Raw genomic sequence first — 13,396 nt, 5'->3', positions numbered from 1 at the left:
CGTTTCATTCCTCATCCATTCAGTAGTGACCCGGGAGCGCGATTATATCGGACAGGAGACTTAGCGAGATACTTGCCGGATGGAAATCTAGATTATCTTGGGCGGATTGATCACCAGGTGAAAATCCGTGGTTTCCGAATTGAGATCGGGGAAATTGAATCTGCTTTAAACGCACATGCATCCGTAAAAGAGGCTGTTGTAATTGTTCGAGAGGATCAGCCGGGTGATAAACGATTGGTGGCATATGTCGTGGGTGATGGGAATGTAGGTGAGTGGAGAGATTATCTCAAGGCGGAACTACCAAGCCATATGGTTCCTTCAGGATTTGTGATGATGGAAGCTATTCCACTAACTGCTAACGGTAAAGTTGATCGCGAGGCCTTTCCTGTACCAGAGGAGAGGGAAATTGAAAGTGAATGTGTTGCACCCCGGAATGGTAAAGAAGAAACACTGGCTACCATTTGGAAGCAAGTATTAGGGATTAAAAAGGTGGGAATCCATGATAACTTCTTTGAAATTGGTGGGGACTCGATTCTCAGCATTCAGATCATATCACAAGCGAGTCAATTGGGATTAAAACTTACACCCAAGCAAATGTTTGAATGCCCAACGATTGCCGAGTTGGCGCAAGTAGTCAAAGAAGATCAGGGAGTACAAGCGGATCAGGGGGTTGTGACGGGAGAGGTACCGTTTACTCCAATTCAGTATTGGTTCTTCGAGCAAGAACATCCGCGTCCACAACATTGGAATCAATCGATGCTTTTAAGAGTAAGAGAGAGATTGGATGTGGAGTTATTAGAGGAAGCCCTATTAAACTTACTCAAACATCATGATGCCTTACGTTTCCGGTATGAACAGTTACCAAATGCAACCTGGAAGCAGAGAAATGAGGGAATCGATGAACAGTCTGTACTTCGTGTGGTAAAGCGGAACGATGCTGATCAACAAGCGTGGAATCAAGTGATACAAGAAGAGATGGATATCACTCAAGCCAGTTTCAATTTACTTACAGGGCCGTTGATGAAAGTAGTGTACTTTGATGACGGTTCGAATGGGAACGATCGATTATTCTGGACGATTCATCATTTAGTAGTAGATGGGGTATCATGGCGAATTCTATTGGAAGATTTACAGGCCGTATACAACCAGATGAAACAAAATCAGAAGGTTCAGTTACCTGCGAAAAGTACATCCTTTAAAGAATGGTCGGAACGACTACAGGCATACAGTGAGTCAGATCTTTCAAAAGAAGTAAAAGATTATTGGCATGAACAGGCAGAAAAACAAGTGATGACGATTCCGATGGACTACCCTATACAGGAAACGACAGAAGCATCGATTGATCAAGTGACGATAACGTTGGGAGTAGAAGAGACCCACGCGTTGTTACAAGAAGTTCCGATGACTCATAAGACAAGGATTAACGAGGTACTATTGACGGCATTAGTACAAGCTATAGCTGACTGTACAAATCAGCATAAGGTTTCTGTTCACTTGGAAGGACATGGGAGAGAAGAGGTGATTGAAGGCGTTGATCTATCGCGGACAGTGGGTTGGTTCACGAGTATTTATCCCGTTCACCTTGATCTTCAAGGAACAACAACACCTATTGAGGGATTAAAGGCTGTGAAAGAGCAATTGCGTCGAATTCCGAATCAGGGCATTGATTATGGCATTTTACGCTACTTGAGCAGAGAATTGCTTCCGTTTTATCAGCAGCAAAAACCATCAATAAGCTTTAACTATTTGGGACAATTTGATCAAGTGTTTTCCAAAGAATCTTTGTTTATGCAAGAGACAGGGTTTACACGCTTAGACCATGCTCCAGAATCGAAACCATCTCACCCGATTGATGTTGTTGGTATGGTGAAAGATGGGAAGTTACATTTTGTTTGGATGTATAGTAGAAAACAGTTTTCTAGATTGACGATTAAAGCGATAGCAGATGCCATGTTGAATCAACTTCGTCTACTGATAAATCCACCAACGACAGAGTCTGCTTTTACGGTATCTGACTTTGCTGATGCAGAGGCTCTTACGGAAGAAAGCTTGAGTAAAGTATTACTTAAATTAACAAAGAAGAGGGTGTAACGATGGGGGACGTTATCGATATATACGGATTATCACCTTTGCAAAAAGGGATACTGTTTCATACTTTATATGATCAAGATGATGAGCATTCTTTTTCCTACATTGTACAGGTAGGTTTCTTACTCGGTGATCGATTGGATGTTGCTACTTTCGAAAAGGCCTGGGAATACGTCATTCACCGACATGAGATTCTACGTTCTGTTTTTGTGTGGGAGGAAGTAGAAAAGCCATTGCAAGCTGTTTATCAACGTCTTCCTTTTACTATTCGTCGAGAAGACTGGAGCGCTCTTTCATGTGGAGATAGGGAAAAGAAATTACACCAGTTTTTGAATGCTGATCGGAGAAAAGGTTTTTTGTTAGACGAAGCACCGTTGATGAGAATCACTGCGATTAAAGAAGCAGAAGAAGAAACGAGAATCATTTGGACGCATCATCATATTTTGTTGGATGGGTGGAGTGTGTCCCTGATTTTCGGTGAAGTGATGGGAGTTTATCTCAAGATGATAAAGGGAGAAGCATTCGATCTTCCAAAGTCTCTTCCCTATAAAAAATATATCCAGTGGATTAATAAACAAGATCGAAGTAAAGCTGAGAAATTCTGGACAGAAGAATTAAAAGGATTTCATGCACCTACGCCATTAGCGATGGAAAGAAGTGACCAGGGGCAGGAGAAGGGTTATGGAGAGAGCGTTTATCAGCTATCTGAGGAACTGACTGAAACTTTACAAGAGTGGGTACGAAATAGTCAGCTAACATTAAATACGTTAGTGCAAGGAGCCTGGGCTTACTTGATGAGCCGGTATAGCGGTGAAAGCGATATCGTATTTGGTGTGACTAGCTCTGGACGTCCTACTGAATTAGCAGGGGCAGAGAAAATGGTTGGTCTATTCATTAACACATTGCCTACCCGAATTCATGTAAAGAATGATACATCAGTAGTAGACTGGCTCCGTAAGATACAGATGAAAGAAATGGAACGGAGACAATACGAGTATAATTCGTTGGTCGATATTCAAGGGTGGAGTGAAGTTCCAAGGAGCAGTACTTTATTTCATACCTTGTATGTGTTCGAAAATTACCCGATCCAAGGAGAGCGCAATGCTGATTTAAGATTACTAGAGGTCCAAAGTGCAGAACAAACAAATTATCCTTTGACGCTCATTGCAATGCCAGGTAAGGAATTTACTTTGAAGTTGATGTATGACCGCCATCATTTTGATGAAGAGACCATTCATCGGATTCAGGATCATCTATCGCAAACATTAATTCAGATGACGAAAAGCTCAGATTCAAAGCTATCCGAAATTACCCATTTAACAATGGAAGAGCAGGTACAACTGCTAGAGAAATGGAATGATACCCAAGTAGAATATTCATCTGAAAGCATGATTCATACGTTATTTGAGCAGCAAGTGGAGAAAACGCCAGAAGCGATCGCGGTTATTTATGAAAATGAGAAACTTACCTATAGAGAGCTGAATGAGCGTGCTAATCAGCTAGCTCACTATTTACAGAAGCGTAGTGTGGGTCCAGAGTCTTTAGTCGGTGTATATATGGAAAGATCGCCAAAAATGATGATAGCGTTGCTAGGGGTTCTAAAGTCAGGAGGAGCGTATGTTCCACTTGATCCTACGTATCCCGAGAATCGGCTACGCTATATATTAGAAGATGCTAGAATCGAAGTACTAGTGACGCAAGAAAAGTTAGAAAAAATAGGTATATCCGAACAAATCGAAACAATTTGTATGGATCAAGATCGCATTGCGATTGAACAGGAAGAACCGATCGCATGTACAAGCAGTGTAACAGGAAAAAATTTAGCATACGTTATGTATACTTCAGGATCTACAGGTAATCCAAAGGGAGTGATGATTGAGCATCATTCGGTGATTAATTATCTTGAATGGATGCAACATCAATATCCACTCTCTGAAAAGGATGTGGTCTTGCAGAAAACACCATTCTCATTTGATGTATCGGTGTGGGAGTTATTTTGGGGTATTAGTGTAGGAGCATGTGTATCCTTCCTGCCTCCAGGTGGAGAAAAGGATCCTTCTATAATAGCTGAAGTGATAGAGAAGCATCAGGTTACTGTTGTCCAATTTGTTCCTTCGATGCTATCTGTTTTCTTAGATCATTTCGATCATATTGATTTGAAACTGAAATGTTCGTCCGTGCGTCATGTGTTTTCCGGTGGGGAAGAGCTAAGTCCAGGGTTGGTTAGACGATTTCAACAGCACTGGGATCAGAGCGGACAAGTAAAATTGACCAACTTTTATGGACCAACAGAAGCAACCATTTACGTGAATGCATTTGACTGTCAACCTCATCAAGAATTTGTTTCTATTGGTAATCCAATACAAAATATTCAGCTGTATGTATTAGATCAGAATCAGTGCTTGCAATCGATAGGGATAGAGGGTGAGTTGTATATTGGTGGTGCAGGTTTAGCACGTGGTTACTTAAACCGACCTGATCTCACTGCTGAAAGATTCGTTCCGCATCCGTTTCAATTAGGAGAACGGCTATATCGAACCGGAGATTCAGTAAGATATCTAACTGATGGGAATTTAGAATTTATAGGCAGAATGGACCATCAAGTGAAAGTGCGTGGCTTTCGGATTGAGCTTGGAGAAATTGAAGCGACTTTAGAAAGGCATTCGTCTATTAAAGAGACTGTCGTGCTAGTGAGAGAAGATCGCCCTGGTGATCAGCGATTGGTAGCGTATGTGATAAGCGATGGAAATATCCAAAATTGGCGAGCGTATCTCCAGGACCAATTACCGAATTACATGGTTCCAGCACACCTTGTAGAGTTGGAATATTTCCCACTTACTCCGAATGGAAAAATCGACCGAAAAGCCTTACCAGCGCCGGAAGGACAATCTATGGGAGAGTTTAACGTCCTACCAAGAACGTCATCGGAAGAGCTCATCGCCTCGGTTTGGAGTCAAGTGTTAGGAATAGAAAATATCGGCATTCAGGACTCTTTTTTTGAACGTGGTGGGCACTCATTACTCGCTACCCAAATCGTCTCTCGATTACAAGAAGCATTCCAGATCAAAATCCCGCTACGTGAACTTTTCAAGTACGATACGGTGGAGGCACTGTCGAAGCGACTGGATCAGTTGTGTAAAGGAGATAAAAAACGAGAGATTCCACCACTTGTACCTATGTCGCGGGAAGAATCTATTCCGCTTTCTTACGCACAGAAACGCCTATGGTTCATTGATCAATTAATGCCAAATAGTGCGATGTACAATATTCATGCAGCATGTCGACTGACAGGAAAATGGTCACTTGAAGCATTGGAGACGGGATGGAATCAGTTGATTGAACGTCATGAATCATTGCGGACGGTAATTCAAGAGCGAGAGGGTGAACCCGTTCAACAGGTTCAGTCGCATGTTTTCAGACCCCTCCCTCAAATGGATCTAACAACTCTCCCTCTGGAAGACAGAGAAAGAGAGTTGAAGCGGCTCGTTCAAAACGAGGCGGAGGAACCATTTCATTTGGGACAAGGTCCTTTGATCCGAACACGAATTTTGAAAGTGGACAAAGAGGAATGGGTACTTCTTTGTACGATGCATCATATTGTTTCGGATGGGTGGTCAATGGGAATCTTACTCGAAGAATGGATGGTTTTTTATGAAGGAGCCATTAGTGGAAAACCAGTTGAACTGAGGGAGTTACCTGTTCAATATGCGGACTTTGCCATGTGGCAAAAAGAATGGCAAAAAGAAGAGAATCTTGATCAGCACCTTCAATATTGGAAGGAAGAATTGGCTGGTGATTTACCGGTCTTGCAATTACCGATGGATCGTCCTCGACCTGCTGTTCAAACCCACCGTGGTGCAAGTCAATCTCTGATGGTGGCGAATTCCTTACGGGAAAAGCTCAAGGAATTAAGTCTGCAAGAAGGCTCCACCTTATTTATGACCTTGATGGCGGCGTATCAAAGCTTCCTTTCTCGTTATACGGGACAAGATGACATCTTGGCTGGAAGCCCGATTGCGAACCGGAATGTTAAAGAGATTGAAGGATTAATAGGTTTCTTTGCAAATACGTTGGTTTATCGAGCTGATTTCAGTGGAAATCCGACGTTCCAAGAACTTCTGTCGCAGATACGAAAAAAAGCACTAAAAGCATACGAGTATCAGGACATTCCGTTTGAGAAAGTGGTAGAAGCCGTAAAACCTGAACGGAATACCAGTCATTCGCCGATTTTCCAAACCATGTTTACCTTACAGAATATGAAACAAGAGTTACCTCAGCTATCTGAAAGAAACATGGAGCTGATGGAAAATCATACTTCGGTTGCCAAATTTGATTTGAGTTTATTTGCATCGGAGACGGAAGAAGGGTTATTGCTAACTTTTGAATATAATACCGATTTGTTTAATGCTGCAACTATTGAACGAATGGCAGGTCATTTTGAACATTGGTTATATGAAATTGTATCTCATCCAAAAGATTCACTATCAAAGCTGAATATGCTATCGAAAGCAGAATATAAGAGGTTACTAGAGGAATGGAATGACACAGGTGTCGTGGCCATACGTGAAAGCACGATTCATACATTGTTTGAGGAACAAGTGGAGAAAACGCCAGAAGCGATCGCGGTAGTGTGCGAAGATGAGGAGCTAACGTATCAAGAACTGAACGAACGCTCCAATCAGTTGGCCCATTATCTTCAAAAGAGGGGTGTGGGATGCGAATCATTGGTTGGGATCAGCGTTACACGTTCATCCGAGATGATTGTCGGTCTCTTAGGAATCATGAAAGCAGGAGGAGCGTATGTTCCGATTGATCCTGCGTATCCGGAGAGTCGGATACGGTATATTTTAGCGGATGCTCAAATCGAGGTACTGGTGACACAGGACAAGTTGCAGCAAAAAATGACGTTACCTGAATCGGTTAATATGATTTGTATCGATCGTGATCGAGCAGCGATCGAACAGGAAGTAACGACCGTATGTACGAGTGAAGTGACAAGCAATAACTTAGCTTATATCATCTATACCTCAGGATCCACTGGCAATCCTAAGGGAGTGATGATTGAGCATCGGAGTACGTTGGCAATGATCCATTGGGCACATCAAACCTATTCCCGACAGGAATTAGCAGGAGTGCTGGCTTCAACTTCACTATCCTTTGATCTATCGGTTTTTGAAGTATTTGTTCCTTTGACGAGGGGTGGCAAGGTAATTGTCGCTGAAAGTGCCCTTCATCTGGACAAGTTGTCTACGAAGGATGTGACCTTGGTCAATACTGTGCCATCAGCAGCGAAGGAACTGGTTCGAGCAAAGTTAATCCCTTCTTCGGTAAAAGTGATGAATTTGGCTGGAGAACCGTTGCCACAGTCACTGGTCCAGCACTTGTATGAGAGAAGTCCGATTGAAAAGGTGTACAACCTATACGGTCCATCCGAAGATACTACTTATTCTACGTATATGAAGCTAGAAAAGGGCGTCATGCACAAGGTGCCACCGATTGGTAGACCCATCTCTAACACAGAAGTATATGTACTCAGTGCAAACCAGCAAATGGTCCCGATTGGTGTAGTGGGTGAGCTTTACCTTGGGGGATCAGGCTTGGCGCGTGGCTACTTAAATCGCCCTGACTTAACAAACGAGCGTTTTATCCCGCATCCATTTAAAGAAGGGGAGCGAGTATATCGGACGGGAGATCTTGTGAGATATCTACCGGACGGGAATTTGGATTATCTCGGTCGGATCGATCATCAAGTGAAGATCCGTGGATTCCGGATTGAGCTAGGGGAGATTGAAGCGACGTTACAAAGTCATTCATCAGTTAACGAAGTCGTTGTGATGGTACGCGAAGATCATCCGGGTGATCAGCGTTTAGTTGCCTATGTAGTGGGAGAAGGAAATGCCCATGCGTGGCGTGATTATCTCAAGACCCAGTTACCAAATTACATGGTTCCGGCACACTTTGTCGAATTGACAGCATTCCCACTCACCCCAAATGGAAAAATCGATCGGAAAGCCTTACCTGCACCAGAGCGCAAGGAAGCAGAGGGTGGTTATGTTGCCCCTCGTACCCCTACAGAAGAAGCGATTGTTTCGATATGGCATCAAATTTTAGGCACTGAAAATATCGGGATTCATGATTCATTTTTTGAACTAGGTGGCCATTCATTACTCGCTACACAAGCTGTTTCTAATCTGAATGAAACCTTTGGAATTGAGTTACCACTGCATGATTTATTTATGTATACTACGGTGCAGGAATTGGCAGAACGGGTTAATCAGTTGCGCTGTAGTGGAAATGAGCAAACGCAGAATGATAGTAAGGAGAATGTAAGTTTTCAAGACTATATTCAAAATGAAGCAGCAGCGAGTAATGATGAAGAGTTACTTGAACTTCTTAAGCAATTGGAAGAGTTATCAGAAGAAGAAGCGCAAGATATATTCGAGAGAAACTTGGTTGAGGAAGGTGTGAAAAAATGAGAAGTGATTTACTTGCAAAGTTGAATTCGCTTTCTCCTGAGAAGAGAGCGTGGCTTCAGAAGCAGATGCAGAAAAAGGAGAATAAAGAAGCGCTTCCGTTGTCCTATGCACAACAACGTTTGTTGTTTATGGACCGATTTAACCCAAACAGTTCAGTATATAATATTCCGACAGTATGGCGTCTAAAAGGAAATTGGATACCTGAAGCATTGGAAAAGGGATTAAATCGACTCATTGAGCGTCATGAATCATTACGCACCGTTTTTAAGGAAGTTGGAGACCAACCTATGCAACATATTGTGGAATTCCTTCCTAGAAAACTACCTGTAGAGGATTATTCTCACCTTCCTCTGGAAGTAAAGGAAAAAGAGATAGAGAGCTTGATTGCTAGAGAAGCGCAGGATCCGTTTGATTTAATGAATGGCCCTTTGATTCGTAATCAACTGGTTCAATTAGGGAAAGAGGAATGGTTATTGCTATGTACCATGCACCATATTATTTCTGATGCGTGGTCCATCGGCATATTGATCAATGAATTGCTTGCCTTCTATGAGGAAGAAATGAGTGGGAAGCCTGCTGGACTAAGTTCGCTATCGATTCAATATGCAGACTTTGCGAAATGGCAAAGGCAGTGGTTGCAGGGTGAAGTGCTAGATCGACAACTTACGTATTGGCAGGAAGAATTGTCCGGTGAGCTTCCCATACTACAACTGCCAGTGGATCGCCCTCGACCGGTTACGCAAACGTACGCTGGGGACACGTATCATGTGATTCTTCCTCACACACTACTCAGTTCATTGAAGGATTTAAGTCGACGAGAAGGATCTACCTTATTCATGACCTTAATGGCTGCATATCAGAGCTTTCTTGCTCGCTATACGGGGCAAGAAGATATTCTTGTCGGAAGTCCGATTGCGAATCGGAACCATAAAGGAGTAGAGGGATTAATCGGCTTCTTTGTTAATACGTTAGTCTATCGAGCGGATCTCAGTGGAAATCCGACGTTCCGGGAGATTTTGTCTCAGATAAAGAAAAAGGCGTTGAAAGCGTATGAATATCAAGATATTCCGTTTGAAAAAGTGGTAGAAGCTGTACAACCTGAACGGAGTACGAGTCATTCGCCCATCTTCCAGACCATGTTTACGCTACAGAATATAAAACAAGAACGAATAGAGCTGTCTGGGAGAAGTTTGGAAATGATAGAAAGTAATATTTCCATCGCGAAATTTGATTTGAGTTTAACCGCTTATGAGGTGGAAGAAGGTCTATTTGTCTCTTTTGAATACAATACAGATTTATTTGACAGTAGAACCATTGCACGTATGGCAGGGCATTTTGAAAACTGGTTGAACGAAATTGTTCATCATCCAGATGAATCATTTACAAAGCTGTCGATGCTAGCGGACACAGAACAGAAGCAGCTCTTGGAAGAATGGAATGACACTGACGTAGTTTATTCACATGAGAGCATGATTCACGAACTGTTTGAGCAGCAGGTTGCGCGTACACCTGGAGCGGTGGCGGTAGTGTATGAAGGTGGACAGCTGACGTATCAAGAACTCAACGAGAAAGCGAACCAATTGGCACATTATTTACAGAAACGGGATATAGGACCTAAGTCATTGGTCGGTATATGTGTCGAGCGTTCACCCGAAATGATTATTGGTCTCTTAGGGATTCTCAAAGCAGGTGGGGCTTATGTCCCACTGGATCCGAGTTATCCTGAAAATCGCCTGAGATACATTTTAGAGAACTCGCAGATCCAAGTGCTTTTAACAAAGGAAGCGTTACAGGGTTGGTTGCCTGAAGGCATCCAAGCGATTTGTTTGGATCGAGATCAAGCAGCGATTTCTAAAGAGAGTAGCTTGGCACCAGTGAGCGGAGTGACAGCAAACAACTTGGCGTATATCATTTACACTTCGGGTTCGACAGGGAATCCGAAGGGAGTGATGATTGAACACCACTCGGTTATCAACCGATTACAGTGGATGCAAAAAAACTATCCATTATCTGAACAGGATACGATTCTTCAAAAAACGCCGTTTTCGTTTGATGTCTCTGTCTGGGAATTATTTTGGTGGTCATTTGTAGGAGCACGTGTTTGTTTACTTCCACCGGGTGGCGAGAAGGATCCTGCAATGATTGAGGAGTGTATTGAGCGATATCGCGTGACCACGATGCACTTTGTTCCGTCGATGTTATCTACTTTCTTGGATTATATGGAACAATTCAAAGCGAAAAAGGACGTATCGTCTTTGTGTCAGGTTTTCACCAGTGGAGAAGCGTTAAATACCGAACAAGTTCGCCGGTTTAAGGGTGTGTTTTATGATTCTCAGCAAACGAAGTTAAGCAACTTGTATGGTCCTACAGAAGCGACTGTAGATGTCACTTACTATGATTGTGATTTAGAAAAAGAACCGTTGCTTATTCCGATTGGTCGTCCGATTGATAATACCGAATTGTATGTGCTAGATCAAAGCCAACAGGTGGTACCGATAGGTGTGGCTGGGGAACTTTACCTTGGTGGTGTAGGCTTGGCACGTGGTTACTTCAATCGTCCAGAGTTAACTGCTGAACGTTTTATTCCGCATCCATTTAAGGAAGGGGAACGGCTCTATCGGACGGGGGACCTGGTGAGGTATCTGAATGATCGCAATGTGGAGTATATCGGAAGAATAGATAACCAAGTGAAAATCAGAGGATTCCGGATTGAGCTGGGAGAGATTGAAGCGGTCCTACACGATCATTCATCTGTGAAAGAGGCTGTTGTGTTAGTGAAGGAAGATCATCCTGGAGACAAGCGGTTAGTAGCTTATGTGGTGGGTGAAGGAGACACTGGAGAATGGCGTGAGCACCTCAAGACGCAATTACCGAATTACATGATTCCGGCATACTTTGTCGAGATGGAAGTGATGCCACTCACTCCGAATGGCAAAATCGATCGCAAAGCCTTACTGGCATTGGATGGACAGCCCATGAGCGTAAATATTGTCTCACCGCGAACACCAGTGGAAGAGCTCGTCGCATCGGTATGGAGTCAAGTGTTAGGCATAGAAAATATTGGTGTTCAGGATTCCTTCTTCGAGCTTGGTGGCCACTCGCTACTCGCTACCCAAGTTGTCTCACGTTTACAAGAAGTCTTCCAAATCGAACTACCGGTGCGTGAACTTTTTGAGTTTACAACGGTGGAGGCACTGGCGAAGCGACTGGATCAGTTGCATAAAGGGGACAAAAAACGAGAGATTCCACCGCTTATGCCGATGGAACGGGGAGAAGCCATTCCGCTCTCTTATGCCCAACAGCGCCTGTGGTTTATTGACCAATTCACGCCTAATAGTGCACTTTATAATATGCCGATGGTATGCCGTCTTACAGGAAATTGGGTACCTGAAGCATTGGAGACGGGATGGAATCAGCTGATAGAGCGTCATGAATCTTTGCGAACGGTGTTCCATGAAATGGATGGTCATCCTGTGCAGCAGATTCAACCGTATGCTTTCCGGTCCCTTCCTCAAATGGATTTAACTATGCTTTCTCCGGAAGAGCGAGACGCAGAAGTTAATCGTTTAATTCAGCAAGAAACAGAAGTGCCATTTGACTTAGGAGAGGGCCCACTGATTCGGACAATCGTCTTGCGAGTGGGAGAAGAGGAATGGATCCTCCTCTGCACCCTGCATCATATCGTTTCGGACGGATGGTCGATGGGAGTCCTACTTGAAGAATGGATAGCTTTCTATGAGGAAGCAACGGATGAGAAGGTAGCAGAACTTGAACCATTACCGATCCAATATGCGGACTTTGCTCAGTGGCAAAAGGGATGGTTGAAGGAAGAAGTGCTTGAACAGCAACTCCACTATTGGCAGGAAGAATTGTCTGGTGAGCTTCCTGTGCTACAACTGCCGATGGATCACCCGCGTCCTGCGGTGCAAACCCATCGTGGATCGACACACACTGTGTTGCTGTCACGTTCGTTACGCGACAAACTGAACGAATTCAGTCGTCAAGAAGGGTCGACGCTCTTTATGACCCTGTTGGCTGCGTATCAAAGCTTCCTCTCCCGTTATACAGGACAAGAAGATATTCTCGTCGGAAGTCCAATTGCGAATCGTAATTACAGAGAGATTGAAGGGTTAATCGGTTTCTTCGTCAACACGTTGGTTTATCGGGCTGATCTGAGTGGCGCACCGACATTCCAAGAGTTGTTGTCTCAAGTGCGTCAAAAGGCGCTGAAAGCATATGAATATCAAGATATTCCATTTGAAAAAATTGTGGAAGTTGTGCAACCTGAGCGGAGTACAAGTCATTCTCCGATCTTCCAGACGATGTTCATCTTACAAAATATGAAACAAGAGCTTCCAGTGTTGTCTGGTAGAAGAATCGAAATGATAGAAAGCCATAATTCGATCGCGAAATTTGATTTAAGTGTAATGGCAGCCGAGGCGGAAGAAGGATTAATTTTCTCTTTTGAATACAATAAGGATTTATTTGATATTACAACCATCGAACGAATGGCAGGACATTTTGAGAACTGGCTATATGAAGTTTCTCATCATCCACAAAAACCGTTGAATAGTTTGAGTATGCTCTCCGAATTTGAGCGTGATTTGTTATTAGAGACATGGAATGACACCGCAATGGAAATGTCCCAAGAGGGTCTTATTTGCGACAGATTTGAGGACAAAGTAGCGCGACGTCCCGATGCGATTGCAGTGGTCGATCAAATGACAGAGTGGACCTACGGTGAACTGGATGCGAGGGCAAATCAGTTGGCACATGTTTTGCAGAGAAAAGGGGTTGGTCCTGAATCAGTTGTGGGTGTCTACCTCCCGAGA

Annotated in this window: 3 protein-coding genes; all 3 read left to right on the top strand. The window is 43.4% G+C overall.

Annotated elements, in window-relative coordinates:
• Positions 1–2,091: condensation domain-containing protein (locus JDS96_RS27905; RefSeq protein ID WP_199668763.1), on the top strand; the 2,091-nt coding region annotated here is incomplete at its 5' end.
• Between the two features lie 2 nt (positions 2,092–2,093).
• Positions 2,094–8,564 (top strand): non-ribosomal peptide synthetase, encoded by a 6,471-nt coding sequence (locus JDS96_RS27900; protein WP_199668762.1) that lies wholly within the window; start codon positions 2,094–2,096, stop codon positions 8,562–8,564.
• The coding region (locus JDS96_RS27895; protein WP_199668761.1) for a non-ribosomal peptide synthetase at positions 8,561–13,396 on the top strand (4,836 nt) is incomplete at its 3' end. The genes JDS96_RS27900 and JDS96_RS27895, both read left to right, overlap by 4 nt.

Origin of the sequence: Bacillus cereus group sp. N21, assembly GCF_016483395.1 — a bacterium.
GTDB lineage: Bacteria > Bacillota > Bacilli > Bacillales > Bacillaceae_G > Bacillus_A > Bacillus_A pseudomycoides.
This window is presented reverse-complemented; position numbering and strand designations above follow the sequence as displayed.

Excerpts from the sequence above, each read along its gene's own strand:
- JDS96_RS27900 (WP_199668762.1), top strand. The coding sequence starts at position 2,094 with ATGGGGGACGTTATCGATATATACGGATTATCACCTTTGCAAAAAGGG.